The organism is Actinoplanes sichuanensis (assembly GCF_033097365.1).
Taxonomy (GTDB): Bacteria; Actinomycetota; Actinomycetes; order Mycobacteriales; family Micromonosporaceae; genus Actinoplanes; species Actinoplanes sichuanensis.
In genome coordinates this window covers 11,823,310-11,848,742 of the sequence record NZ_AP028461.1, presented here as the reverse complement: position 1 = coordinate 11,848,742, position 25,433 = coordinate 11,823,310, and the positions used below count along the sequence as shown (strand labels likewise).

Annotated in this window: 23 protein-coding genes; 4 read left to right on the top strand and 19 right to left on the bottom strand. The window is 71.3% G+C overall.

Features of this window, described 5'->3' with window-relative positions; all coding sequences use genetic code 11:
* Positions 1-71: 71 nt before the first annotated feature.
* The 7 genes from Q0Z83_RS54255 to ald all read right to left on the bottom strand — a co-directional run bounded on the left by Q0Z83_RS54255 (position 72) and on the right by ald (position 7,315).
* Positions 72-569, bottom strand: a complete 498-nt coding sequence (locus tag Q0Z83_RS54255) for an HNH endonuclease family protein (RefSeq protein WP_317791385.1) — start codon at positions 567-569, stop codon at positions 72-74.
* A 173-nt stretch (positions 570-742) separates the two neighbouring features.
* On the bottom strand, positions 743-1,840 hold the full coding sequence (locus tag Q0Z83_RS54250) for an AAA family ATPase (protein WP_317791384.1): 1,098 nt from the start codon (positions 1,838-1,840) through the stop codon (positions 743-745).
* A 414-nt stretch (positions 1,841-2,254) separates the two neighbouring features.
* Positions 2,255-3,490 carry an MFS transporter gene (locus Q0Z83_RS54245; RefSeq protein ID WP_317791383.1) on the bottom strand — a complete coding sequence of 412 codons (1,236 nt, stop codon included), beginning with the start codon at positions 3,488-3,490 and terminating at the stop codon, positions 2,255-2,257.
* Positions 3,491-3,563: 73 nt separating this feature from the next.
* Entirely contained in the window at positions 3,564-4,232 is a 669-nt protein-coding gene (locus tag Q0Z83_RS54240) for a zinc metalloprotease (protein ID WP_317791382.1), read from the bottom strand.
* A gap of 10 nt (positions 4,233-4,242) precedes the next feature.
* Positions 4,243-5,175 (bottom strand): ParA family protein, encoded by a 933-nt coding sequence (locus Q0Z83_RS54235; RefSeq protein WP_317791381.1) that lies wholly within the window; start codon positions 5,173-5,175, stop codon positions 4,243-4,245.
* Between the two features lie 113 nt (positions 5,176-5,288).
* Entirely contained in the window at positions 5,289-6,230 is a 942-nt protein-coding gene (gene xerD, locus Q0Z83_RS54230) for a site-specific tyrosine recombinase XerD (RefSeq protein ID WP_317797383.1), read from the bottom strand.
* Complete coding sequence (gene ald / locus Q0Z83_RS54225; RefSeq protein WP_317791380.1) at positions 6,200-7,315, bottom strand: alanine dehydrogenase; 1,116 nt, start codon at positions 7,313-7,315, stop codon at positions 6,200-6,202. Before ald ends, xerD begins: the two co-directional genes overlap by 31 nt.
* Before the next feature lie 90 nt (positions 7,316-7,405).
* Here ald and Q0Z83_RS54220 point away from each other — a divergent pair, with 90 nt between their 5' ends.
* Both Q0Z83_RS54220 and Q0Z83_RS54215 read left to right on the top strand, forming a co-directional pair.
* Complete coding sequence (locus Q0Z83_RS54220) at positions 7,406-8,614, top strand: barstar family protein (protein ID WP_317791379.1); 1,209 nt, start codon at positions 7,406-7,408, stop codon at positions 8,612-8,614.
* Positions 8,615-8,656: 42 nt separating this feature from the next.
* Positions 8,657-9,424 (top strand): SAM-dependent methyltransferase, encoded by a 768-nt coding sequence (locus Q0Z83_RS54215; RefSeq protein WP_317791378.1) that lies wholly within the window; start codon positions 8,657-8,659, stop codon positions 9,422-9,424.
* On the opposite strand, the gene Q0Z83_RS54210 is transcribed toward Q0Z83_RS54215, so the two are convergent.
* Positions 9,414-9,809: a PPOX class F420-dependent oxidoreductase gene (locus tag Q0Z83_RS54210; RefSeq protein ID WP_317791377.1), complete on the bottom strand. Its 396-nt coding sequence runs from the start codon at positions 9,807-9,809 to the stop codon at positions 9,414-9,416. The genes Q0Z83_RS54215 and Q0Z83_RS54210 overlap by 11 nt on opposite strands.
* 50 nt (positions 9,810-9,859) lie before the next feature.
* Positions 9,860-10,276 (bottom strand): VOC family protein, encoded by a 417-nt coding sequence (locus Q0Z83_RS54205; RefSeq protein ID WP_317791376.1) that lies wholly within the window; start codon positions 10,274-10,276, stop codon positions 9,860-9,862.
* 30 nt (positions 10,277-10,306) lie between these two features.
* On the opposite strand from Q0Z83_RS54205, the gene Q0Z83_RS54200 reads away from it, so the two are divergent.
* Positions 10,307-11,377 carry a nucleotide disphospho-sugar-binding domain-containing protein gene (locus Q0Z83_RS54200; protein ID WP_317791375.1) on the top strand — a complete coding sequence of 357 codons (1,071 nt, stop codon included), beginning with the start codon at positions 10,307-10,309 and terminating at the stop codon, positions 11,375-11,377.
* A 9-nt stretch (positions 11,378-11,386) separates the two neighbouring features.
* On the opposite strand, the gene Q0Z83_RS54195 is transcribed toward Q0Z83_RS54200, so the two are convergent.
* Together Q0Z83_RS54195 and Q0Z83_RS54190 are read right to left on the bottom strand one after the other, a co-directional pair.
* Complete coding sequence (locus Q0Z83_RS54195) at positions 11,387-12,628, bottom strand: MFS transporter (RefSeq protein ID WP_317791374.1); 1,242 nt, start codon at positions 12,626-12,628, stop codon at positions 11,387-11,389.
* Positions 12,629-12,646: 18 nt separating this feature from the next.
* Entirely contained in the window at positions 12,647-13,270 is a 624-nt protein-coding gene (locus tag Q0Z83_RS54190; RefSeq protein WP_378078346.1) for a TetR/AcrR family transcriptional regulator, read from the bottom strand.
* Between the two features lie 82 nt (positions 13,271-13,352).
* Between Q0Z83_RS54190 and Q0Z83_RS54185 the strand changes: the two genes are divergently transcribed.
* Positions 13,353-14,516, top strand: a complete 1,164-nt coding sequence (locus Q0Z83_RS54185) for a macrolide family glycosyltransferase (protein WP_317791372.1) — start codon at positions 13,353-13,355, stop codon at positions 14,514-14,516.
* Between the two features lie 4 nt (positions 14,517-14,520).
* Here the strand turns inward: Q0Z83_RS54185 and Q0Z83_RS54180 are convergent, their stop codons facing one another.
* The 8 genes from Q0Z83_RS54180 to steA all read right to left on the bottom strand — a co-directional run bounded on the left by Q0Z83_RS54180 (position 14,521) and on the right by steA (position 25,413).
* Positions 14,521-15,099 carry an NUDIX domain-containing protein gene (locus Q0Z83_RS54180; RefSeq protein ID WP_317791371.1) on the bottom strand — a complete coding sequence of 193 codons (579 nt, stop codon included), beginning with the start codon at positions 15,097-15,099 and terminating at the stop codon, positions 14,521-14,523.
* Position 15,100: 1 nt separating this feature from the next.
* Complete coding sequence (locus Q0Z83_RS54175; RefSeq protein WP_317791370.1) at positions 15,101-16,795, bottom strand: CTP synthase; 1,695 nt, start codon at positions 16,793-16,795, stop codon at positions 15,101-15,103.
* A 120-nt stretch (positions 16,796-16,915) separates the two neighbouring features.
* Entirely contained in the window at positions 16,916-19,189 is a 2,274-nt protein-coding gene (locus Q0Z83_RS54170; protein ID WP_378078349.1) for a hypothetical protein, read from the bottom strand.
* A gap of 314 nt (positions 19,190-19,503) precedes the next feature.
* Positions 19,504-20,625 (bottom strand): glycosyltransferase family 4 protein, encoded by a 1,122-nt coding sequence (locus Q0Z83_RS54165; RefSeq protein WP_378078350.1) that lies wholly within the window; start codon positions 20,623-20,625, stop codon positions 19,504-19,506.
* Positions 20,626-20,814: 189 nt separating this feature from the next.
* On the bottom strand, positions 20,815-22,413 hold the full coding sequence (gene murJ / locus Q0Z83_RS54160; protein ID WP_317791368.1) for a murein biosynthesis integral membrane protein MurJ: 1,599 nt from the start codon (positions 22,411-22,413) through the stop codon (positions 20,815-20,817).
* Positions 22,410-23,243 (bottom strand): hypothetical protein, encoded by an 834-nt coding sequence (locus Q0Z83_RS54155; RefSeq protein WP_317791367.1) that lies wholly within the window; start codon positions 23,241-23,243, stop codon positions 22,410-22,412. The genes murJ and Q0Z83_RS54155 overlap by 4 nt, the downstream gene beginning before the upstream one ends.
* A gap of 25 nt (positions 23,244-23,268) precedes the next feature.
* Positions 23,269-24,204 carry a copper transporter gene (locus Q0Z83_RS54150; RefSeq protein ID WP_317791366.1) on the bottom strand — a complete coding sequence of 312 codons (936 nt, stop codon included), beginning with the start codon at positions 24,202-24,204 and terminating at the stop codon, positions 23,269-23,271.
* A 15-nt stretch (positions 24,205-24,219) separates the two neighbouring features.
* Positions 24,220-25,413: a putative cytokinetic ring protein SteA gene (gene steA, locus Q0Z83_RS54145; protein ID WP_317797381.1), complete on the bottom strand. Its 1,194-nt coding sequence runs from the start codon at positions 25,411-25,413 to the stop codon at positions 24,220-24,222.
* Positions 25,414-25,433: the final 20 nt, after the last annotated feature.

Sequence of the window (25,433 nt, the reverse complement as noted above, 5' to 3'; positions counted from 1 at the left end):
TCACCGCAGCAGCGCACCGCGCAGCACCTGGTCCCGCAACACGGCCAGGATCTCCGGGACGTCCTTGAAGATCAACGGCGCGCCGGGCAGCTCCACTTGCCGCAGCATGGCCTGACAGACGTCGGCGCAGGGCTGCTCCCGGATGATGTGTACCAGCTGGTCCGGCCGGTACACGCTTTCCCACTCACCGCGTCGGGCCATTGCCGCAGGCACATCACGACCACGTCGAACGTCTGCTGCCGGCCACGCGCCAGGATCGGCCGGTTCAGCCCGAAGACCTCGATGCTCTGCACGCCTTTCTCGGTCAGCGCCCGATACTCACCGACGGACAACGACAGCAGCAGATGGTCGAACGGATCCTCCACGCTCGGGTCGATCAGCAGCGGGCGGCCATGCTCGTCCACCGGAAACCGGTCCCGCTTGTGGTGGCTGTTGCAATGCGAGCAGGCCAGCAGGTGGTTGAGCCAGTCGAAGGTCCGCAACGGGTCGCGGGCCATCGGCTCGTGATGGTCGATGTCGGTGCCCTGGTTGTCCCCGCAATACATGCACCGCTCAGCTCCCGGCGCCATGTCCGCCAGGACAGCACGAACCGGGGCCGCAACGCCGGCCCGGACGCTGCTCCGGCCCCACAGCTCCCGAGCTGTCGGCAGTCGCTCGCTCGATTCCCTCTGTTGGATCCTGCCGGTGAGGTCGGCCATCCGGGAGGCGACCTGCGGAGGCAGCGGCGCTCTGACGATCGGGATCACGAACGGCGCTGCTCCGCGTCGGCGATGATCCCGGCCGCCAACTCCTCCGCTCTCGCCGCGGGTGAACTGGTCAGCTGGCCACGCAACTCCTCGTAGCGTCGCACAGCAGCGTCGTCGGCTCGGCCCACCAGCACCTCTGTTTCGAGGACGATCAACTCACGCCGTAGACGAACCGCCTCATCCGAATATGGAGTGTCCAGACCGAATAGTTCGGACATGACCGCATCGTCACCGCTTCCGTAAACGATCCGCTCGTAGAGATCCTGCTCGACGACTCGCGGTGGCTCGTCCTCGTCCGGCCCGGGGAGCCGGATCAGCCCATTCTCGTCAGCGGCCTGGCAGATGTAAGGGCTGTGCGTCGTGACGATGAACTGGATCCTCGGGAAATGTCGCTTGAGCCAGTTGCCGATCCGTTTCTGCCAGGAGACATGGAGGTGTGCGTCCACCTCGTCGATGAGGACCACTGCGGGCACGGTGACGACCACCGAACCGTCAGCGGTCTCGGTCGCCAATCGGCCGTAGGTCTCATGGAGATGCCGGATAAGGTCGACTACCAGTGCCGCGACCGCGCGGTAACCGTCACTCATCTCCTTCAGCGGGAATCGGTGGTCCCCCGTCGCGACCCACAGCCCTTCGGAGTCGACCCCCTCGATCCGATAGCCATCCGGCAGCAGGCCGTCCCCGAGGACCGCCAGCGCGAGATCCTTGAGTGCCCGCGCTCCCGGTCGCCCCTCGAGCGCACGCAGATGCTGTCGGATCAGCCAGCCGACGCCCTCCGCGAGTGGAGCGTCCTCGTCGAACAGACTGACGAGTCGATCAGCCGGGCCGCCGATGGTCCGGCCCGGCTGGGCGTTTCCGGTGAGCCGGCGGAACGGCCCATAGCCCACGCAGCACCAGCCCGCCGGATTGGCGTTCCACGGTCCCTCGTCGCCGATTCGTCCTGTCGCCACGTCAAGTGTGGACAGGAGGATCGGCTGGGCACCGGGCGCGGACCCGCGAAGCGTCATCCAGGCCAGACCGGCACGAACGGTTACTCCGGGGGGCGGGCCGTCTCCGGCGAAGTGATCGACGTCCGGGTCATGGACAAGACTCACCGCGGCCTTCCCGTCGGGTCTGTCTGTCGAAACCCAGCTGGAGAAATCGGTGACGAGGTTCCGAGCCACACTGGGCCCACCGATCGCTAGCGCGACTGACCGCAGGAGTGACGTCTTTCCTGAGCCGTTGCGGCCCGCGACGACCGTCCAGCCGGCCAGTGAACCGTCCGGTCGGCTGAGATCCAGGGCAACGCGACGGGGACCGTGGAAGCCCCGCAGGTCCACCAACTCGATCTCTTTGACGTACACCCGAACAGCCTAACGAGCTAGAACCCCGGCGTTCCGTTCCCATCCGACGTAACCCGTTCCAGCGTCTGGAACATCGTCACAGAAGTGATTTATCGGCGCCATGGACAGCTTGACGTGACCGGCCATGTCTGCGGCGATGACGCGTCGTGTGAAGCCAGCGGCGGGCTAGCTTCGATCGGCCGGGGAACGGGCCTCGTTGCCGGCCGGGCCTCGGGGGCGTGGGAGGGGGCGGCGGGCCGGGGTGGCGGCCGGGGGTGGGCGGCCGGCGTGGGTGGCCGTGCCCAGGGCGAAAGCGATCGTCGCCACCACCGTGACGGCGCCGCAGAGCAGCAGTGTGCCGGTGTAGCCGAGCAGAGCCACCGCGGCGCCGCCGACGATGCCGGCCAGCACCATGCCGGCGGTGGTGGCGTTTGCGAACAGGGTGGTGGCCCGTCCGGTGGCGGGCGCCATCACGTCCTGGAACCAGCGGATTCCGGCGGCTCCGACGACGGCTATCGAGATGCCCCGGACCACCTGACCGGCGACCAGCAGCGTCATGTCGTGGGCCAGCACGGTCAGGGCGAAGAAGAACACGAAACCGCCCATCCCGGTGAGGATGACCAACCGCTGGCTGATGTGGGCGGGCACCGCGGCGAGCAGCAGGGCGGCCACGACCTCGACGGCGGCGCAGACGCTGAACAGGACGCCGACCGACGAGTCGGTCTGGCCGAGTTCCCTGGTGACGAAGAGCGGCATGGCCACCGAGGCGGCGAACATCGCGGTGAAGAACAGGGTGATGCCGGTGGTCAGCAGGATCGTGGCGGCCCGCGGGACCTTCGCGACCGGTTCTCCGCCGGGCAGACCGGACGGCCGGTGCGGGCCCGGACGGGGTACGGCCACCAGCACCCAGACGGCGGCGACGGCGAGGACCACACCGGCCGAGCGGAGGATCGCCGGGAATCCGGCCACGGCGCGGACCGTGGCGCCGATCAGCGGCCCGGCCGCCCAGGCCAGCGACCACACCGAACGCAGCAGCGGCACCGCCCGCCCGGCTTCCCGGTCGTCGCCGACCGACTGTCGGGCCAGCGCGAACAGCTGCGGGAAGGCGGCGGCCAGGGTGGCGAGAAGGGTGACGGCGAGCAGGATCAGCCAGGCGTACGACGTGATGACGGTCATCAGCCACAGGGCGACCCCACCGCACAGCATGGAGGCGGCGGCGTATCCGCGGGCGGGTCGCCGGTCGAAGCCGCGTCCGGCGAGCCAGGCGATCAGGATGCCACCAGCGCCGTGGATCGACACGAAGACGCCGGTCTGGAGTGGGGTCAGACCGACGATCTCGGTCACGAACAGGACGAAATAGGAGCCGACCATCGAGTCGGCCACGCCGAGCAGCAGCACAGCGACAGCCAGTGACATCGACATCGCTCAAACAGTAACCGCGGTTGTCGAGAAATACACGGTCGTGAAACACGGAAACCGCGGAACGGCGCCGATTTCAGACCCAGATTCGCAGGAAGAGCATGCCCAGGAAGTCGATGACCCGCAGCAGGATCGGATAACCGGTGGGGAAGAACGCGCACACCAGCAGGACCAGCGCGCCGATGTTCTTGTCCTCGAACCACAGCCGCAACCAGGCCATGCTCGGCCCCGGATTGCGCAGCGCGAACCACAGAACACCGAAGCCGTCCAGCGGCGGGATCGGGATGAGCGCCAGCAGGCCGAAGGTGAGCAGGCCGACGCCCAGCGACAGCGCCACCGCGTCGGCGAGCGGCGCCGGAATCCCGCGCAGGAACCATCCGGGCGGCAGCACCAGGGCCGACGTGTCCGGGCTGACCAACGCATACCCGGCGATGATCAGCTCGCCGGCGAGGATGCAGGCGACCGGCCCGGCGGCGAAGACGGCGGCCGCACGGCCGCGACCACGCCAGCGGGGCACCTCGTCGACCGCCAGCTGCCGGCCCCACCCCATGCCGCCGATCGCCGCCGACACCGCCCCGAACGGATCGATGTCGTGCCGCGGGCTGAATCGGAACACCGGGCGGCCGTCACCGAGGCCGACGACGCGGGCCGTGAACCTCATGGCGACGGCACGCAGCGCCAGGCCGAGCAGGAAGGCGACGACCAGGGCGACGAACGCCACTGGCTCGCCGAGAGCGAAGAGCACGGTGCGGGACCTAGCCTCGATCTGCCTGGGCGGCGATGACCTCGCGAGCGAGTTGACGGTAGTTGCGGGCGCCTGACGACGCAGGGTCCAGCGTAGTGATCGGGGCTCCCGCCACGGTCGACTCGGGGAACTTCACCGTCTTCGTGATCACCGTCTGGTACACCTTGTCGCCGAACGCCTCGACCACACGCTGGAGCACCTGCCGGCAGTGGGTGGTGCGGGAGTCGTACATGGTGGCGAGGATGCCCTCGAGCTCGAGGTCGAAGTTGAGCCGCTCGCGCACCTTGTCGATGGTGTCGAGGAGCAGCGCCACCCCGCGGAGGGAGAAGAACTCACACTCCAGGGGAATGAGCACGCCGTGCGCGATGGTCAGCGCGTTGATCGCCAGCAGGCCCAGCGAGGGCTGGCAGTCGATCAGGATGAAGTCGTACTCCTTACGGACCGAACGCAGCGCCCGGGCCAGCGCCATCTCCCGCGCGACCTCGTTGACCAGCTGGATCTCGGCGGCCGACAGGTCGATGTTGGCGGGCAGCAGGTGCAGGCCGGCGACGTCGGACTTGATGATGACGTCCTCGGTGGCGACGTCATCCTGCATGAGCAGGTTGTAGACGCTCAGGTCGAGGTTGTGCGGGTTGACACCGAGGCCCACCGAGCAGGCGCCCTGCGGGTCGAAGTCGACGAGGAGGACCTTGCGCCCATACTCCGCCAGGGCGGCGCCCAGGTTGATGGTGGTGGTCGTCTTCCCGACACCACCTTTCTGGTTGGCCAGGGCGATGATGCGGGCCGGGCCGTGCCGGTCCTTCGGCATCGGCTCGGGGATCGGCCGGCGCATGGTGTAGGCCGTGGGGTCCGCGGGACCCAGGTCGGCGCCGAGGTCCAGCGAGTTCTGCTGTTCCCGGAGAGTGGAGGTCCAGGCCTCCGCACGCTCGCCGTTCCCTGACATGTTCCTCGCCCCCCTTCGACTCGCAGCCGGAGCCGATGCCCGACTGTACGCCACCCGCCCCTCCCCGAAAGGGTTCAGCCGTTCGGCGTGTCGCGCCTACGCATCCATAGCCTCTAACGAGCGCGTGGGTGTGCGGTCGCGTACACCTCCCGGAGGCGTTCGACGGTCACCAGGGTATACACCTGCGTCGTGGTGACCGATGCGTGTCCCAGCAGTTCTTGCACCACCCGTACGTCGGCCCCGCCGTCGAGCAGATGTGTCGCGTACGAATGACGCAGCGTGTGCGGACTCACCGCGTACGGCCCCTCCACCGGCAGGCCCACGGCCTGTGCGCAGCGGTGCAGGACCGTCCACGCGCTCTGCCTCGACAGCCGTCCGCCGCGGGCGTTCAGGAACACGGCCGGTGTGCCCCGACCCGACTCGGCCAGCGTGGGCCTGGCCCGTACCAGATAAGCCTGCAACGCGGCCCGCGCGTAACCGCCGACCGGGACCAGACGCGTGCGCCCGCCCTTGCCCCGCAGGAGGACCGCCGGGTCGCTGTCCAACTCGAGGTCGTCGATGTCGGCGCCGACCGCCTCGGAGATCCGCGCCCCGGTGCCGTAGAGGAACTCCAGGATCGCCCGGTCCCGCAGCCCGAGTGGCGAGTCCGCGTCCGGCACCGCGAGCAGCCGGCCGACCTGGTCCACGTCGAGGGCTTTGGGCAGGCGTTTCGGCGGTGCGGGTGGCCGTACCTCCGAAGCCGGATCCTGCGCCGCCAGGCGCTCGCGGACCGCGAACCGGTGCAGCCCGCGGACCGCCGAGACGGCCCGCGCCGCCGACGCCGCCGCCAGGCCCTCCTCGCGCAGCCGGGCCAGGTGCCCGGCGACGTGCGCGGACCGCACGTCGGCGAGATCGGTGACGCCCTCGGCGGCCAGCCCCTCGGCGTACCGGTCCAGGTCACGCCGGTAGGACGCGAGCGTGTTGCGGGACAGCCCGCGCTCCACCGTCAGGTGGTCCAGATAGCTCCTGATCGCCCTTTCCAGGGTCAGCGCAGCACCTCCGTCAGCGGTGTCCAGGGCATTGCGTGCGCCTCCGCGACCGGCCCGTAGACGACGTCGCCGTCGAACGTGTTCAGACCCGCGGCCAACGCGGGATCGGCGTTCAGGGCGCCGCGCCAGCCGCGGTTGGCCAATTCCAGAGCGTACGGCAGAGTGACGTTCGTGAGCGCGTAGGTGCTGGTGTGCGGCACCGCCCCGGGCATGTTCGCGACGCAGTAGAACATCGACTCGTGCACCCGGTAGGTCGGATCGTCGTGGGTGGTCGGCCGGGAGTCCTCGAAGCAGCCGCCCTGGTCGATCGAGATGTCCACCAGCACGCTGCCCGGTTTCATCCGCGACACCAACTCGTTGGAGATCAACTTCGGCGCCTTCGCGCCGGGCACCAGGACCGCGCCGACGACCAGGTCCGCGTCGAGGACGGCTTTCTCGATCTCGTACGAGTTCGACGCGATCGTCTGGATGTGCCCACGGTAGTCCGCGTCCACCGCCCGCAGCCGGGCCACGTTCTTGTCCAGCAGCAGCACCTCGGCCTGCATACCGAGGGCGATGGCGGCCGCGTTCAGCCCGGACACACCGGCACCGATCACGACGACCTTCGCCGCGTACACCCCGGGGACGCCACCCATCAGCACGCCGCGCCCGCCGCCCTGCCGCATCAGGTGATAGGCGCCCACCTGCGGGGCGAGCCGGCCGGCCACCTCGGACATCGGCGCGAGCAGCGGCAGCGACCGGTCCGGCAGCTCGACCGTCTCGTAGGCGATCCCGGTCACCCCGCGCTCGACCAGCGCGTCCGTGCACTCCTTGGACGCCGCCAGGTGCAGGTAGGTGAAGAGCACCTGGCCCGGGCGCATCCGGTGGTACTCCGGCGCCACCGGCTCCTTCACCTTGAGGATCAGGTCACCGAAGGCCCACGTCTCGTCGGCGTCCGGCAGGATCACCGCCCCGGCCGCCCGGAAGTCGGCGTCGCTGATCGACGAGCCGGCTCCGGCTCCGGACTGGACGGCCACCTGGTGACCGTTGCGGGCGAGTTCGAAGACTCCCGCCGGAGTGATCGCCACCCGGAACTCGTTGTTCTTGACCTCACTGGGAATGCCGACCTTCATCTGCCGGACGTTACCCCTGAGCAGCTGATCCATCCGGATTCGTGCACCGGGATCCCCCGGTCGACGGTCCGGGCTGTACGGTTCCACCCGATGAGTGGCTTTCCCTGGCTTGTGGTGGACCAGAACACCGACGACGGTGAACTAGTCATCGCCGCGTGCTCCGACATCGACGGTCTCTTCGTCGAGTCCCCCGAGCCGCCGGTGGAGCGCTACAGCCTGCTCGGCTGCGAGCCGGCCGGCCGGCTCGCCGCGGCGTGCGACGGCGACGGCCCGGCCTGGCTGGGCAACGTCGGGCTGGACGCCGTCCACCCGCCACAGTCCAAGCACCCGGCGCACTGCTGGCACTGCGCCGAGGAGCTGCTCGACATCACCGTGCTCGACGCGCGCCCGTCCGCGCTGGGCCGTGGGCTGCTCGACGTGACGCTGGAGGGCCGGCTGCGCATCGAGGAACTCGCCCGGTTCGCACGCGGCGCCGACAAGGCGCCCGACGCCGACGGATATCTGCTGGTCGGGGTGACCGGCGACGGCGACGAGGACTTCGGGATGTGCCGGGAGGTGGCCGGGGTGTTCCGGCCCCGGCCGACACCGGCGCCGCGCGGCGCCACCCTGATCGGCTGCCGGCCCGAGCCGCCGCTGCAGCGCGCCCTCGACGCGCTGAGCCGCGGCGCGGCCCCGCGACGGCGCTGGATCCAGGGCTCGATCTTCAGCGTCGACCGGGACGGCACGGCGGTCGGCATGGTCGGCGCCGGCCTGGGGGCCGAGGTCGCGGAGGTACGGCCGTCGCGTCTCGGTGACGGCCTGGTCGACGTCACCCTGCAACCCACCTACGGCGACGCGATCGGCGGCCCCCGCCCGGCCGGGGCGCGCACCGTCTGGCAGCGCTGGCGGGCCGGGCGCCCCGACGTGCACGGCGAATGGGCCGAGTACGACGCCGACCTGCGCCACGAGTGGGCCGGGGTCGCACTCGCCCACCACGAACAGCGCCCCGACCGGCCGTCCGGCACCCGCTATCACATGGCCGGCCGGCACATCACCGACGTCGAGGGCTTCTTCTGCGCCATCGGCGAGGCGGTCAACGGGCCCGGCGGCTACTTCGGGTGGAACCTGGGCGCCCTGCACGACTGCGCGAACGGCGGCTGGGGCGCCGGCCCCGGGTTCCGGCTGGTCTGGCACGACTCCGAGGTGGCCCGGAGCCGTCTGGTGCCCGGCTACGACAGGCGCTGGTGGACCCCGGCGGTCACGATGGACGACCTGCTCGGCTATCTGGCCGACTCCGGCGTCGACGTCGAGCTGCGCTGACCGATTTTGCCCAGAACGCAATGGGGCATGTAGATTTCCGCCATGGCGGTCGATCTCAACACGTCCCTCCCCCACTCGGCCCGGATCTACGACTTCCTGCTGGGCGGCAAGGACAACTTCGACGCCGATCGCAAGGCCGCCGCGGAGATCGTCAAGCAGTCCCCGAGCCTGCCGATCTCGATGCGCGCCAACCGCGACTACCTGGCCCGGGCCGGCCGCTTCCTCGCTGACGACCTGGGGATCCGCCAGTTCCTGGACATCGGCGCCGGCCTGCCCACCTCACCGAACCTGCACGAGGTGGTGCAGGGCGTGGACCCGGACTCACGGGTGGTCTACGTCGACAACGATCCGATCGTCCTGGTGCACGCCCGCGCCCTGCTCACCTCGTCATCGCACGGCTCGATCGCCTACCTGGACGCCGACCTGCGTGACACGGCCGCCGTGCTGTCCGCTCCTCTCGACTTCAGCCGTCCGATCGCGATCACTCTGGTGGCGATCCTGCAGTTCATCACCGACGACCAGGAGGCATACCGGATCGTCGACGCCCTGCTGGACCGGCTCGCCCCCGGCAGCGCCCTCGCCATCTCCACCGTGACCGCGCACAACGAGCAGGCCGTCCTCGGCGCGAAGGCGTACACGGCCCGCGGCATCCCGGCCCGGCCCCGCACCGACGACGAGGTCCGCCGCCTGTTCCGCGGCCTGGACCTGGTCGACCCGGGTGTCGCCCTGGTCAGCCGCTGGCGCCCGGACGGCCCGGCCCCCGACGACTTCCACGTCCAGATGTCCGGGGGCGTCGCCGTCAAACGGTGACGTCCCGCTTGTGCACGGTCAGCCGGTGCGGGTCGGTGTCGGCGGCCTCCAGTCCGAACGCGATCACCCGGCGCGGATGGATCCGAATGATCGCCTCCGATCCGTCGATCGCCTCGGCGTGGCCGCGGATCTCCAGACAGCGGACCCGCCACGGACTGGTCGACGGCAGATCGTCGACGACGAACGCGACCCGTCCGTTGTCCGCCACATTCCGGAACTTGCGGCTGGCCGCCATGTTGAAGCCCCGGATGTCGATGGTGGCGGTCTCCGGATTCCAGGCGAACCCGACCGGGCTCACCTGAAGCGTCCCGTCCGGCTGCACGGTGGCCAGCCGCCCGAGCCGCTGACCGGCGAGATATTCCAGCTCCTGCGCGGTGAGAGTCATCCACCCACCCTGCAACCTCGATGAAGGTTGAGGTCAAGACCCCGGCCCGGTCAGCCGACGAAGACGCAGATGATGTGGCCGTCCGGGTCGGCGTAGGCGCGTAGCGGCTCGTCCGGGTCGGTGGAGCGGTCGAAACGCAAGGTGGCGCCCAGGGCCAGGATGCGGTCGTGCTGGCGGTTCAGCTCGTCCAGGGAGGGCACCGACGTGTCCAGGTGCGCCTGCTGGGGGATCTCGTCGCCCGGCCAGCTCGTCGGGCGTACCCCCGTGGTCTGTTGGAAGGACAACTGGAAGGCGCCGTCGCGCGCCCGCAGCTGCAACCACTCGCGGCCTCGCGGATCGTCCGTGCCCGCCGGAGGCGGCTCGTCGCCCTTGCGATACTCCAGGTCCAGCAGCTCGCGGTAGAACTCGGCGAGCCGGCGGGCGTCTGTGGTGTCGAGCACGAAGGCTCGCAGGGTCGGCACGGTCATGCCCTCGAGGTACCCGCCTAGAGTGGATTGATGCGTGTTCTCGTGGTCGCCGCGCCGCTGATCGGGCACGTCTTCCCGCTGGTGCCGCTGGCCCGGGCGCTGCGTGCGGCCGGGCACGAGGTGCTGTTCGCGACGGGCGGGGACGGGCTGCGGGTGACCGGGTTCGAGGTGCGTGACGTGGCGCCGGGGTTCCGGTTCGCGGGCGTCGCGGCGCGGACCGCACTGCGGCATCCGCTACTGGTCCGTGACGAGCTGGCCGGGACGGCCGGTACCCGGATGGTGGGTCACCTGTTCGGGGCGGTGAACGATCGGATCGTCGACCGGGTCGAGCGGACGGCCCGGCAGTGGCGGCCGGACCGGATCGTCTACGAGCCGCTGGCGGCGGCCGGCGCGGTGGTCGCGGCCCGGCTCGGTGTGCCGGGCATCCTGCACGAGAACTCGCTGTACGACGGCCCGGCGCTGCTGGCCGCGACCCGGATGCGGGGCCGTCCGGAGCTGGCGGCACCGGCCGCGGTGATCCGGATCGCACCGGCCAGTGTGGCCGGGCGCGGCACCCACCTGCCGATGCGGTTCGTGCCGTACTCCGGTACCGAACCGCTGCCGGAGGAGCTGGCCGGGGCGCCCCGCCGCCCGCGCATCCTGGTCAGCCGCAGCACAGTCCCGCAGCCGGGCCCGGACCGGATGATGGCCCGGGTCGCCGACGCGGCCCGCGACGTCGACGCCGACGTGGTGCTGATCAGGTCGAACGTGCGGCGGCTGCCGCCCGGTGTGCGGGCCGTCGACTGGGTGCCGATTCCGGCGGCGCTGGCTGCCGGGGCGGTGCTCGTCCATCACGGTGGCGCCGGCACCACGCTGACCGCGTTGCAGGCGGGCGCCCCGCAGCTGATCGTCCGGGGCGCCGGGGACCGGCGGCACAACGCGGAGCTGGTCGCGGCCCGGGGCGCCGGACTGGCCGCCGACGAGCGGGACGTCACCCCGGCCCTGCTGACCCGTCTGATCACCGACCCGGTGCTGGTCAAGGCCGCGGGCGAGGTGAGCGCCGAGATCGCCGCGATGCCACCCCCGGAGCACCTGGTGGAGGCGATCCGGCAGGCCGGCTGAAAACGACCGTCAGACCGGGACCGCCACGTTGCGCGGGGTGCGCTCGATCCAGTGGATCACCGGCCCGCAGGCGAAGGCGCACACCGCGAAGATCGCCGCGATCACCCACCAACCCCACCCGCCGGTGTGGATGGCGAGGATCGTGAACCCGGCCGGACCGATCATCTTGCCCAGCCCGCCGACCGACTTGCCGAAGCCGGTGTACGCGCCACGCTGGTCGGCCGGCGGCACCTCGGTGTTGAGGTACCACTGGGCCGACGACAGCCACAACTCGGTGCCGGTGAGCATCGCGACCGCGACGGCGAGCACCGCGACGGTGATCCAGCCGTGGGTCCGCCCGCTGAACGCCACGATCGGGCAGGCGACCGCGGCGGCGAGCGCTGCCCAGCGCAGCAGCCGGGCCGCACCGTGCAGGGTGTCGGCACCCCGGGCGGCCCGCACCTGGAGCAGCACCGCCATCACCGTGTTCAGTGCGACGAGCGCCCCGAGGGCGGGTTTCGGCACATCGGTCATGGTGATCGCCCACAGGGGCAGCACCTCGGCCCAGACGGTGTTGTGCAGCCAGAGCACACCGATCAGCACGGCCGACGCGGTGTACGGATGGTCGCGCAGCACTCCCCACGGGCTGGGCCGGGATCCCTCGTCGCGGGCCGGCGGGTCGACGGCGGGCATCCGGGCGACGAAGAACGCGTTGATCGCGATCCCGCCGGCCGCCGTGAACACCAGCAGGAGCAGGCCGGGCCGGCTGTTCAGGGCCAGGGCGGCGGCGCCGAGGCCGGAGCCGATGGTGAAGCCGACGTTGAGGTACGCGCGGGTGAAGGCCATCACCCGGACCCGGCCCTCCCTGGGCACGGCGGCCGCGGTGTAGACGATCCGGCCCGCGTTGGCGAACGCCTCGGCCGCGGTCTGCGCGCAGATCACCAGCAGGAACGGCAGGAAGCCGTCGGCCAGGGGATAGACCGCGAACGCCGCCGCCTCGGCGACCGCTCCGATCGCCCAGGCGCGCCGCCCGCCGATCCGGTCGGCGAGGTGCCCGAACGGCATCGACCCGACGAGACCGACGAACCCGGCGACGGACAGTCCGATGCCGATCTGTACGGGTGTCAGTCCGACGTAGAGGCTGAAGAAGACGACGCTGCCGGTCAGGAAGGCGCCGTTGCCGATGGCGTAGATGAGGGACTGGACCGCGAGGGTACGCGGCAGACCGGGCGGCGGCAGGATTCTTCGGATTGTTCCCCGTGGAGTGTTCATCGTCCTACATGAGATCATTTAATGCGGTCGCAGCGCCGCCAGGGCCAGGTCGACGATCCCGTCCGCGTACGCCTCGGTGAGCGGGCCGGTGCGCATCATCCAGCGGTGGTACATCGGCCCGATCAGCAGCTCGACCGCCTGGTCCAGGTCGACGTCGTCGCGGACCCGCCCGCGCAACCGCTCCTTGATCGTGTCGAGCTGCGGCCGCAGCAGCCTGTCGCGCATCGTCTCGGCGAAGGTCTCGCTGGTCAGCGTCTCGATGGTGAGGGCGCGGGTGGTGACCGAGAGCCGGGGGTCGGCCAGTTCGGCGACGATGGCCCGGACGACCAGACGCAGGTCGGCCTCGAGGTCGCCGGTGTCCGGCAGGGCCGGCGGGCCGGCCGGGCCGATCTGGTCGACCAGGGCGTCGAGGACGACCGCGCCACGACCGGACCACCACCGGTAGATGGTCTGCTTGCCGACTCCGGCCCGGGCGGCGATCTTCTCGACGGTCAGATCGGCGTATCCGCTCTCGTGGAGCAGGTCGAGGGTGGCGGCGAGGATCGCGGCGCGGGAGCGCTCGCTACGGCGGTTGGGATCGGGCACGGCGCGAGCATAGCCGAAAACGAGACGCGACGTCTCGTCTTGACAACCGCCCGGCATTAGCGAGACGCTACGTCTCGTCTTGCCGAGTGAGGTGAGCCGAGCGAAGTAAATCCGAGCGAAGTAAATCGAAAGGCACCCCGTGCACATCGCCATGGTCAGCATCCCGTTCCCCGGCCACGTCAACCCGAGCATCGAGGTGATCCGTGAACTGGTCGCCCGCGGCCATCGGGTGACCTACGCCAACGACCCGTCCTGGTCGGCCCCGATCGAGTCGACCGGCGCCGAACTCAAGCCGTACCGGTCACGACTGCCGGCCGGCGACGACTGGGACGGCGACATGATCGACCACCTGACACTCTTCCTGGACGACGCGATCGAGATGCTCCCGCAACTGCGCGACGCCTACACCGACGACCGGCCCGACCTGTTCCTCTACGACATCGCCGGCGCACCGGCCCGGCTGCTGGCCGAACAGTGGGGCATCCCGTCGATGCAGGTCTCCCCCACGTTCGTGGCCTGGGACGGCTACGAGCAGGAGATGGGACCGATGATCGAACAGATGCGGGCCGACCCGCGCGGCGCCGCCTACTACCGGCGGTTCGAGCGGTGGCTGACCGACCAGAAGTCGTCGGTCACCGACAGCGCCGCCTTCCAGGGCCGTCCGGACCGCGGCCTGGTCCTGATCCCGCGGGTCATGCAGCCGTTCGCCGACCGGGTCGACGAGACCGTCTTCCGCTTCGCCGGACCGATCCTCGGCGACCGCGACGAGCAGGGCGACTGGACCCGGCCCGCCGACGCCGAGAAGGTGCTGCTCGTCTCACTCGGCTCCACGTTCACCGACCACCCGGAGTTCTACCGGCACTGCGTGGCGGCGTTCGCCGACCTGCCCGGCTGGCACATCGTGCTCCAGATCGGCAAGCACGTCGACGCCGCGACACTCGGCGACGTGCCGGCCAACGTCGAGGTCCACCACTGGGTGCCGCAGCTGCGGATCCTGCGGCAGGCCGACGCGTTCATCACCCACGGCGGCATGGGCGGCTCGGTCGAGGGCCTCTGGTGCGGCACGCCGATGCTGGTCGCACCGCAGGCGGCCGACCAGTTCGGCAACGCCGAACGGCTGGTCGAGCTGGGCGTGGCCCGGCAGATCGACACCACGATCAGCGCCGCCGAGCTCCGGGAGACCTTTCAAGATCTGATCAACGACCCGGGGGTACGCCGGACAAGCGCCGAGATCAGCCGGGAACTGAAGGCCGGCAGTGGAGCCGGGTACGCCGCGACGCTCGTCGAGAACGCCGCGACGTGACCCGTCAGGCGGACCGCAGGGCCGTCCAGCCGGTGTCCCGGGCGCGTGCCGCGGCCAGGATGCCGGCGACCGCCGCCGCGTTGGTGATCTCCCCGCGGAACACCATCGCGACGCACTCGTCCAGGTCGACCCGGCGTACCTCGAGATCGGCCTCCTCACCGGTCCGGACATGACGGTCCGTGTCGGCGACCGGGACGAGATCGCGGGCCAGGAACACCCGAACCGCCTCGTCGGCGAAGCCCGGCGAGGTGTGCAGGTCGATCAGCCGCTCCATCCGGCCGGCCGCGAGGTCGACCTCCTCGGCCAGCTCGCGGGCCGCGGTGAGCGCCTCGTCCTCGCCGACCACGTCACGCAGCCCGGCCGGCAGCTCCCACAGGTGCCGACCGACCGGATGGCGGTACTGCTTGATCAGCACCACCCGGTCCTGCTCGTCCAGGGCCACCACGACGACGGCGCCGCGGTTCTCCACCACGTCGCGGGCCGCGGTGCTGCCGTCGGACATGGTCACCTGGTCGGTGTAGACCGAGAAGATCGCGCCGTGGTACCGCTCGGCCCGGGACACCGTCTCGTGGGCGAACCCCATGTCAGGAGGCCTCGGTCACGTCGATCTCGACCGGCAGCTCGTCCGCCGACGCATACGTGATGGCCGCCTTGACCAGGCCGTCGAAGAGCGGGTGCGGGCGGGTCGGGCGGCTCTTCAGCTCCGGGTGCGCCTGGGTCGCCACGAAGTACGGGTGCACCTCCCGGTCCAGCTCGATGAACTCGACCAGCCGACCGTCCGGCGACGTGCCGGAGAACACCAGGCCGGACTGCGACAGCTTGTCGCGGAAGTCGTTGTTCACCTCGTAGCGGTGCCGGTGCCGCTCGGAGATCACCGTCGCGCCGTACACCTCGGCGACGATCGAACCCTCCTTGAGCTTCGCCGGGTAGGCGCCGAGCCGCATGGTGCCACCCAGGTCACCCTTGCCGGCGACGATGTCCTCCTGGTCGGCCATCGTGGAGATCACCGGGTAGGTGGCCTTCTCGTCGAACTCGACCGAGTTGGCCCCGGCCAGCCCGGCCAGGTTGCGGGCGGCGTCGATGGTCATGCACTGCAGACCCAGGCACAGGCCGAGGATCGGGATCCGGTTCTCCCGGGCGTACCGCGAAGTGTTGACCTTGCCCTCGATGCCGCGGACGCCGAACCCGCCCGGGATGACGATGCCGTCGGCGCCCTTCAGGGCGGCCGCGGCACCGGCCGGGGTGACGCAGTCGTCGCTCGGCACCCACCGCAGCTGGATCTTCACGGTGTTGCCGAACCCGGCGGCCCGGATCGCCTCACTGACCGAGAGGTACGCGTCCGGCAGGTCGACGTACTTACCGACCAGCGCGATCGTGATCGTCCGCTTCGGGTGGTGCACCCGCTCCAGCAGGTCGTTCCAGGTCTTCCAGTTCACGTCCCGGAAGGACAGACCCAGACGCCGTACGACGTACGCGTCCAGACCCTCGTCGTGCAGCACCTTCGGGATGTCGTAGATGCTCGGCGCGTCCGGGCAGGCGATGACGGCTTCCACGTCGACGTCGCAGTAGAGCGCCAGCTTGTGCTTCATCTTCTCCGGGATCTCCCGGTCACTGCGGCAGATCAGGGCGTCCGGCTGGATACCGATGTTGCGCAGCGCGGCCACCGAGTGCTGGGTGGGCTTGGTCTTCAGCTCACCGGACGGGGCCAGGTAGGGCACCAGCGACACGTGCAGGTAGAAGACGTGGTCACGGCCGACCTCGTGGCGGACCTGGCGGATCGCCTCCAGGAACGGCAGCGACTCCATGTCGCCGACCGTGCCGCCGACCTCGGTGATCACCACGTCCGGGACGTTGCCGTTCTCGTCCGGGTCGGCCATCGCGAAGATCCGCGACTTGATCTCGTTGGTGATGTGCGGGATGACCTGCACGGTGTCGCCCAGGTACTCACCGCGCCGCTCCCGGGCGATGACCGCCGAGTAGACCTGGCCGGTCGTCACGTTCGCCTTGCCGGACAGATCACGGTCGAGGAAGCGCTCGTAGTGGCCGACGTCGAGGTCGGTCTCCGCCCCGTCCTCGGTGACGAAGACCTCACCGTGCTGGAACGGGTTCATCGTCCCCGGGTCGACGTTCAGGTAGGGGTCCAGCTTCTGCATCACGACGCGAAGGCCGCGGGCGGTGAGCAGATTGCCGAGGCTGGAGGCGGTGAGGCCCTTACCCAGCGAGGAGGCGACGCCCCCGGTGACGAAGATGTGCCGCGTGTCGCGCACTGTTGAGGCCAAGGCCCGCTCCCGTGGTCGCCGTTTCATCGGTTCTTGCGGCCGGGGCAGGACCCCATCCACGGGAGTTCACCGTAACACTGTTTGCCGACAGCTCCACGTTCGGGCTGGTGGGCGTGCGTGTCATGAGACGGTTACCGGATCCTCGTCGGATTTGCGTAGTAGTGGCCCGCCTGGACCGTCCGTCTCGCCCGGCGGTGGTGTCCGATCGGCGGCGTGCAGCAGCACCCGCAGCGCGGTGAGCACCGCCACCGGCACCGCCGCCGCGGCCGCCGCACCGGCCGACCCGAGAGCCGTGCCACCCAGCACCCCGGCGATCAGTGTCGCCACCGCGGTCCCGGCCACCCCGGCCCGGACCGCCGGATGCAGGCCGTAGACCCGGTTCAGGCCGCCCCACGGGGAGAACTGGCAGAACGCCAGCATCGCCGCACCCAGCAGCGCCAGCCACGTGAGTGGGCTGTCCACCAGCGCCTGCCCGTTCGCGGCGGCGGCCCGCTGCATCGCCGGACCGGCCGTGCCGTCACCCAGCGAGGTCAGGAACCGGCCCAGCGTGCCCTGCTCCAGCGGCGCCCGCCGCAGGTCGAGCACCGCGAACGTGATGGTCACCACCACACCGGTCAGGGCGGCCCAAGCGATCCGCGGGAAGGTCAGCCAACCGCCGGTGCTCATCGCGGCCGCCACACACGCCCCGGCGGTCACCGCGATCGCACCCACCGGATCCGCGCCCAGATGGCCGCTGCCCACCATCACCACACCGAGGCCACCGAAGGTGACCATGACCAGCGGCCGCCAACGCTTGGTCACCCACTGGGCCAGCGCACCGGCCAGCAGGAACAGCCCGGCCACGAACACTCCGAGCCCGACCCCGCCCAGCCCGGCGTAGCGGATGCCGTGCACCGCCGAATAGCCGGCCACCCCGTTGAGCTGCAGCCGCGCCCCGGTCGCCAGGTCTACCGCCACCACCAGCACACCGACCGCGGCGGCCGCCGCCATCGGCCACAGCGTCCGCGGATAGCGCGGCGCCAGCCGGATCAGCAGCGTGCCCAGGATCATCAGCGCGGCCGTCGCCGACCCGAACATCCACGCCGGATGCGCGCTGCTCCACCACGGGACCACGTCGGCCAGCAGCGCCGCCGGGATCGCCAGGCCGCCCGCCAGCAGCGCCGCCTCGGCCAGGTCGACCAGGCGGCGCGGCGGCAACGGCGGGCCCAGCGGACCGGCGTGCCGGCGCGCCCGGACCAGCACCGGGATCACCGCCACGAACAGCACCGCCTGGAGGATGGCCAGCACGGCGAAGAAGATCTCGGCCACCCCGCGCTGGGCGATCGCCCGCCGGTCGGCGTCCTGCGCGCCCTGCATGGCGGCGGCCGGGTCGTCCGGGCGGTCCGGCGCGATCGACGCCGGGTAGCCGGCGAACAGCTTCTCCGGGACCGGCTTGCCGAGCGCCGCCAGCACCGTCGGAGCCAGGTCGACCAACTGGAGGTAGCCCTCCCGGCCGGTGCCGGCCGAGGTCAGCCAGCCGGTCTCCCAACCCGGGCCCTCGGCGATCGCCACGTGCAGACGCGAGCTGGCCTCGGTGTCGGCGAGCCCGGCGATCAGCATCAGCGAGCGCGGCGGGCGCGCGGCCAGAACCTTGGCGAGGGTACGGTCGGCCGCCTCCACCTGCGCCTGACGGGCCGTGCCCTCACCGCTGATCGTGCCGAGGTCGACGATGCTCAGCACACAGTCGCCGAGCAGGGTGGCCGCGTCGGCCGGGAGCTCGGGGACGTACTGGTCGACCCGTCCGAACGGGCGGGCCGCCGCGATCGCCGCGCCCGGGCCGACGGCGACCGTGCAGCGCACCGACTCGGCCAGGGCACCCGGCGTCGTGCCGTACGGCAACCGGTCCTGATTGTTGCGGACCACGGTGGGCTGATCGGTCAGGTTGGCGCCGATGCCGTCCGGTCTGATGAGTTTCGGCTCGGCGGCCGGACAGCGGCCGGTGACGGCCCGGGTGTCCCAGGCCGCGTAGTTACCGGCGCCGAGCGTCAGCCAGCCGTCCGACGGGCAGGTCACCGCATGCGCCGAGCGCACCGACAGCCAGCCCACCGAGCCGCGGGACGCCTCCTGCCAGAGCGCCGGGGTGCGCTGCGGGTCGAGGTCCTCCCAGCGCAGCCCGGCCGCGGCGGCGACCACCACGTAGTCGGCCTCGCCGCCGTGCAGCCGTTCGGCCGGGCGGATCGCCAGCACGGCCAGACTGGCCGCCGCGACCAGCGCCACCATCAGGTAGGGCACCCATCCGGCGACCAGCGGGCGGCGCGGGGTGCCGGGCCGCCGGACCCGCCGCAGCCGATCCAGAAGCGGCCGGTCCAGGCGCGGCCGGTCCAGGGACGGCCGGTCCAGGGACGGCCGGTCCACGGGCGGCCGGTCCAGGGACGGCCGGTCCACGGGCGGCCGCGGCGGTGCCGTCGAGCCGGGCTGCCCAGGTCGGGGCCTGCCTAAGTCCGAAATATCCGGCGTGCCCGTCGCGTCGTCCAGAGCGTGCGGACCCGCGGCCGGCGCCTTCGCATCCGACACATCCGGATCCGGCGGGCTCACGGCCTGCACTTCGGCGTCCGACATATCCGGATTCAGCGGACTCACGGCCTGCACCTTCGCATCCGACATATCCGGATCGGGCGGGTTCGCGGCCGGTCCGCTCGGGGCCGGGACATCCGGGTCCGGGTGCACGGTCACCGGCGGACCGCCGCGACCTCGGCATACGCCGATCGCACGTCCGCGACCACGTCCGCCTCGGTCGGCCAGGTGGCCGCCTGCCGTGGCCCGCGGGCCGCGTAGTCGGCACGCAGCGCCGCATCACCGAGCAGCCGCCGGACCGCCTCGTCCAGGGCGTCCAGATCGTTCGGCGGGATCTGCACCGCCGCGTCACCGACCAGGCCCGGCAGCCCGCCGACCGCGGTGGTGACCAGCGGCACCCCGGCGTGCAGCGTCTCCTGCGCGAACAGCTGCCGCGCCTCCCAGTCGCTGGTGATCACCGCGAGGTCGGCGCCGAGCAGCAGGTCCGGCACATCGGTCCGGTGCCCGAGCAGGTGCACCGGGGCGTGCAGCATCGACGCGCGCTGCGCCAGCGGCATGTAGCTCGGGCCGGAACCGGCGATCACCACGACCGGGGCCGGCGTCAGGTCACGCCACCGGGCGGCGGCGTCGATCAGCAGGTCATGGTGTTTCTGCGGGTGCAGCCGCCCGACCGACAGGATCAGCGGAGTGTCGCCACGCAGCCCGAACTCGGCACGCACCGCCGACCGGGTCCGCTTCGGCGGCGCCAGCTGGGGTGTCGCCACCGGGCCCAGCCGCGCCTTTCGCGCGCCGAGCGCCACCGCCCGCTGCACCAGGTCGTCGGAGGCGCCCAGGGTCAGCATGGCGTTACGTGCCACGATCCGCTCCAGCAGGGCCCCGGCCTGGCCTTTCAGGCCACGCGCGAGGACCGCGTTGTGCCAGGTCACCACCAGGGGTACGCCGGTCCGCGCGACCGAGGCCACGAAGGCGGCCCGCAGCCCGTGCGCGTGGATCACCTCGGCGTCGCGCCCGGCGACCGCCCGTCGCAGCTGCCGGATCGCGCCGGAGTCCTGCGGACCGGGGTCGGCCGGGATCTCCACCGGCGTGAACTCGACACCGCTCGCCGTGAAGCCGAAATGCTGGTCCACCGCGGCCGGCCCGCACACCAGCACCCGGCAGCCACCGGCGACCAGACCGCGGGCCAGGGAGGCGACGTGCTGGCCGATCCCGCCGGTACTGGACGCCACCACCAGCACGACCGAGCCGCGCCACTCCCCGTCGCTGCTCACGACCGCCAACCCCTCAATCTCTTCCGACTCGTCCCCGGCAGGCGCCGAACCTACCGGCTCATCCCCGGTGGACGCCGAACCTACCGGCTCATCCCCGGCCGGCGCGGAACCGACCGGCTCGCTCCGGCAGACACGGAACCTACCGGCTCAACCCCGGCAGGCCCCGAACCGACCGGCTCGCTCCGGCAGGCACGGAACCTACCGGCGGAGACGTCTGATCACCGTGCCGGCCAGCGGCCCGAGATCGCGCCGGTCCAGCGCGAAGGCGACCGCGAGGAAGACCACGGCGACCGCCACACCGCCCAGCATGCCTTCAACGAGGCTGCCCAGCACGCCCGGGGTCGGCCAGACGGACGACCGCAGACCGGCGACCACACCCCATCCGACGAGCCCGGCCACGGCCGCCGCGAGTACCGCGGCGACGAAGGCCCGGGTGAGACCGGCCAGCGCGGCCGGGCCGGCGTGCCGCCGCACCGCGACCACCAGCAGCAGCCCGGTGACGGTCATGCCGATCGCGTTGGCCAGGCCCAGCCCGAACACCTCGCCACCTGGAATCGACACCGAGGTGACGACGATCACGGCCAGGCCGGCGGTGAGCCATCCCACGGCCGACGCGACCGCGGCCGCGACCGTGGCGCCCCGGGCGTACAGGGCCCGGGACAGCAACGCGAACAGCGCGTAGCCGAGCAACCCGGGCGCGAACCCGACCACCCCCGGTACCGCGCCCGGCACGTTCATCAGCCCGGTCATCGGAATCGCCAGCCCGGCCAGGGCCGCCGTGCCCAGACCGGCCAGCAGCACCACCGAGCGCGCGGTGCCGGAGAGCGCGACCGCGTACCCGGCATCGTCCCCGCTCGACGCCGCCGCCGACAGCCGTGGATAGACCGCGGTGGCCAGCGGCACCGCCAGCACCGCCCACGGCAACAGGAAGAGGGTCTGCGCGCCGCTGTAGGGAGCCATCTGCCGGGCCGCCAGCACCACGATCAGCGCGGCCACCACCTGCTGGGCGCCGACCGTGACCGCCCCGGCCCAGCCGAGCCGAACCGCCTGGCGGCCCTCGTCGCCGGGGAACCGCAACGCCGGTCGCAGCCGCAGGCCGAGCCGGGCCACCGGGATGACCAGGCAGAGGCTGAGCGCGACGACACCGAGAGTGGTACCCACCGAGAGGGTCAGCTCACCGGCGCGGCTCAGCCCGGCGAAATCCGTGCCGGCGCCGTCGATCCCGGCGTAGGTCAGGTACGCGGTCATCACCGTCACGCTGGAGAGCAGCGGCGCGATCACCGGCCAGGCGAACCTGTGGTGCGCCTGGAGCACGCCGGTCAACACGATCCCGACGCCGTAGAGCGGCAGCTGCGGCGCGAAGATCCGCAGCATCCGGGCCGTCACTTCACGGTGCTCCGGTGGGATGTCGTCGAACAGGCCGGTGATCGGGCCGGCCAGCAGGAACACCAGCAGGGCCAGCGGGACGGTCAGCGCCAGCACCCAGGAGAGCAGCGCCGACGCGACCCGGTCGACCCGGTCCCGGTCGCCGGCCGCCACCGCCCCGGCCAGCAGCGGCACCACCAGGCTGGCCAGCGCGCCACCGGCGGCCAGCTCGAAGACGATGTTCGGGATCAGATTGGTGGCCAGGTACACGTCGGCCAGGCCGTCGTCGCCGACCGTGTAGAAGAACACCGTGGTCCGGCCGAAACCGGCGAGCCTGGCCAGGATCGTGAGGATCGAGATCAGTGCGGCGGCCCCGGCGAGCTTGCCCGCCGTACCCCTGGAGGGGTTTGAAGAAGCAGTCGAGGAGGTCACGCGTGAGGTGGCCGGCGGCCGAGGTCGTCGAGAGTGCGCAGCCACGGGGTGTCCTGGATGACCTTGGTGAAGCTGACCTTCTCGCTGGTCGCGGTCAGCGCGGCCAGCCCGGCCAACGCGGCCGCCCGCCCGGCCGTCCCGGTGCGGGCCACTAGCGCCACGCCGAGCAGCGCGCCGAGCGCGTTCGCCCCGGCGTCGCCGAGCATGATCTCTTCGCCGAGGTCGTCGGGCAGTAGGGCGGCGCCCGCGCCGAGCGTCCCGGCGGTCATCGACGCGTTGCGGCCCACCGCGAGCGGCGCGCCGAGGATCGCACCGGCCTTGAGCGCGCGGCCCGGCCGCAGGTCGAGCAGGTTGATCAGATTGGCTGTACCGGCGATCACCCCGGCGCCGAGCAGCACGTCGACGCCGCGACCGAACCCGGTGCGACGGCCGCTGCCGATCAGCGCGGACGCCACGAGACCGGCCGCACCCACTCCGGCGATCTTGACCAGGCCGCTGGTGACGAACCCCTCCCGCAGCGCGCCCAGGTGGCCGGCGAAACCCTTCGCCGCTTTCTGCTCGGGCCGGTTGCCGACGACGTCGTCGTAGAAGCCGACCGCGCCACTGACCGCCCCGGCGACGACCGAGGCGGCGGCGAGCCGGGTGGTGGGCGCGCCCGAGGCGGCGCCGACGGTGGCGCCGACGGCGAGGGCCGGGCCACCCGCGAGCGTCACCGTACGGCCGTGGAAGTTGGTCCGCTCCAGCTCACGAGCCTGCGGATCGCGGCGCACCCAGCCGAGCACGCTGCGTGCGACCAGGGCGCCGAGGGCGGAGGAACGGAGGTAGGCCATGGCCGCAGAGTCTAGACCGGACCGGCTAGGGCGCGGCCGAAGGCACGATCGAGGTGGCACCGGTGGCGAGCCCGTACTGCCCGATCCGGTTCTGCACCACCCGTTCGATCGTGACCAGGGCGGTTGCGACCTGACCCTGCACCGTGCTCACGTTGTCCACCGTGGAGATCTGCTTGACCAGGGTCGGGTCGTTACGGATCCCGGACACCAGATTTCCCTCGCCCGCGTTGTCACCGGCGACCACCAGCATCCGCGGGTCCTTGCCGAGCTGCTCGGCCATGGTCAGCGCGTACCGGCTCTTCTTCGCCGCCTCGTTGTCGGTGGCGGGCACTCCGGAGACCAGGACGATCGCCTCGGCACCGCCGGTCGCGCCGTCCTCGGTGGTGAGATAACCGGGCTGGGCGAAGGCGGCCAGCACCGCGGTCACGTCCTCGGCGGTGGGGCTGGTGGGCGTGCCCTGAAGCAGGGTGAGGGCGAGCATCGCGCTCGCCGTCTCGACGCCGTCGCTGTTCAGCGGCACGTTCGCCGTCGAGATGCTCGGCTGGGACAGCTCGTCGACCAGGAAGAGGAGATCGTTGACCGTCTTCGGGTCGAAGAACTTGTCCTCCACCCGGACCCGCGCGGTGATCGTCGCCCCGGCCACGGTGAGCATCTTGACGACGCCCTCGGTGTGGTCCTCGGTGCCGGGCAGCGCCACCACGGCGATCTTGCGGCCGGTCAGCTTGCCGCCGAGCAGGCCGGGCGCGATCTGGCTGGCGAACTCCTGGCTGCGGTTGACCGACTCGTTGAGCTGGTTGACCTGCTCCCGACGGACGTTGTTGTCCTTGTTGAGCGCCTCCAGATTGTTCCGGAGGTTCTCCGAGACCGGGCCGTTGAGCGCGGCGGTGCCGACCACCAGGCCGATCGCCAGCGCAAGGAAGACCGCGGTGAGCGACACCACGTGGTACCGGAAGTTGATCACAACGCCCTCGTCGAGTCAGAACAGGTTGCCGAGCTGAAACAGCAGATTGTCCCACCACTCGGACACGACGGTGAGATACGCCTTCCCCACCGTGGACACCGCCACCGCCGACGCCATCGCCGCGATCGCGGACAGCACCAGGAGCAGCACCGCCGACCCGGAGATGCTCTGCCGGTAGAGCCGGCTCACACCTTTCGCGTCGACCAGTTTCCCGCCGACCTTGAGCCGGGTCAGGAACGTCGAGGCCATGCCGCCACGACCCTTGTCCAGGAACTCGACCAGGTTGGCATGCGTGCCGACGGCCACGATCAGGGACGCGCCCTTCTCGTCGGCGAGCAGCATCGCCAGGTCCTCACTCGTCGCCGCGGCCGGAAACGTCAACGCGTCGACACCCAGGTTCTCCACCCGCTTGAGGCCCGGGGCGCGACCGTCCGGATAGGCGTGCACCACGATCTCGGCACCGCAGCGCAGCACGTCGTCGGTGACCGAGTCCATGTCCCCGATGATCATGTCGGGGGTGTAGCCGTTCTCCACCAGCGCGTCGGCGCCGCCGTCCACGCCGATCAGGACCGGCTTGTACTCCCGGATGTACGGCCGGAGGACCTCCAGGTCCTCCTTGTAGTCGTAACCACGCACCACGATCAGCACGTGCCGCCCGCCGATCCGGGTCTGCACCTCGGGCACACCGACACCGTCGAGCAGCAGGTCACGTTCCTGCTTCAGATAGTCCATGGTGTTCGCGGCGAACGCCTCGAGCTGCACCGACAGACCCTCACGGGCATCGGCCATCGACTTGGCGACGGTCTCCGCGTCCTGCCGGACCCCAGTCGCGACCGGCTCGCCGTCGAGCAGCACCACGCCGCCCTCGATGCTCACCGTCTGCCCCTCGCGCAGGCCGGCGAACACGTCCTCGCCGAGCTCGTCGACCAGGATCACACCGCCCTGGATCAGCACCTCGGGGCCGAGATTCGGATACCGCCCGGAGATCGACGGCTTCGCGTTGAGCACCGCCATCACCCCGGAGGCGACGAGCGAGTCGGCGGCGACCCGGTCCAGGTCGACGTGATCGATCACGGCGATCTCACCGGGCCGGAGCCGGCCGGTCAAGCGCTTGGTCCGCCGGTCCAGCCGGGCCACGCCGGAGACCGGACCAGGGTCGACGCTCCTGGTCCGGCGGAGGGTGGGAATGGGAAGTCGCATCCCGGCCATCCTGACACGCCCCTGCACCC

Coding starts and splice junctions, on each gene's coding strand:
- Q0Z83_RS54245 (WP_317791383.1), bottom strand. CDS start 3,490: ATGTCGATGTCACTGGCTGTCGCTGTGCTGCTGCTCGGCGTGGCCGAC.
- Q0Z83_RS54200 (WP_317791375.1), top strand. CDS start 10,307: ATGCGTGTTCTCGTGGTCGCCGCGCCGCTGATCGGGCACGTCTTCCCG.
- Q0Z83_RS54220 (WP_317791379.1), top strand. CDS start 7,406: ATGAGTGGCTTTCCCTGGCTTGTGGTGGACCAGAACACCGACGACGGT.
- Q0Z83_RS54190 (WP_378078346.1), bottom strand. CDS start 13,270: ATGCCGGGCGGTTGTCAAGACGAGACGTCGCGTCTCGTTTTCGGCTAT.
- steA (WP_317797381.1), bottom strand. CDS start 25,413: ATGGCCGGGATGCGACTTCCCATTCCCACCCTCCGCCGGACCAGGAGC.
- Q0Z83_RS54195 (WP_317791374.1), bottom strand. CDS start 12,628: ATGAACACTCCACGGGGAACAATCCGAAGAATCCTGCCGCCGCCCGGT.
- Q0Z83_RS54180 (WP_317791371.1), bottom strand. CDS start 15,099: ATGGGGTTCGCCCACGAGACGGTGTCCCGGGCCGAGCGGTACCACGGC.
- Q0Z83_RS54210 (WP_317791377.1), bottom strand. CDS start 9,809: ATGACTCTCACCGCGCAGGAGCTGGAATATCTCGCCGGTCAGCGGCTC.
- Q0Z83_RS54155 (WP_317791367.1), bottom strand. CDS start 23,243: ATGGCCTACCTCCGTTCCTCCGCCCTCGGCGCCCTGGTCGCACGCAGC.
- Q0Z83_RS54235 (WP_317791381.1), bottom strand. CDS start 5,175: ATGTCAGGGAACGGCGAGCGTGCGGAGGCCTGGACCTCCACTCTCCGG.
- Q0Z83_RS54215 (WP_317791378.1), top strand. CDS start 8,657: ATGGCGGTCGATCTCAACACGTCCCTCCCCCACTCGGCCCGGATCTAC.
- Q0Z83_RS54205 (WP_317791376.1), bottom strand. CDS start 10,276: ATGACCGTGCCGACCCTGCGAGCCTTCGTGCTCGACACCACAGACGCC.
- ald (WP_317791380.1), bottom strand. CDS start 7,315: ATGAAGGTCGGCATTCCCAGTGAGGTCAAGAACAACGAGTTCCGGGTG.
- Q0Z83_RS54255 (WP_317791385.1), bottom strand. CDS start 569: ATGGCGCCGGGAGCTGAGCGGTGCATGTATTGCGGGGACAACCAGGGC.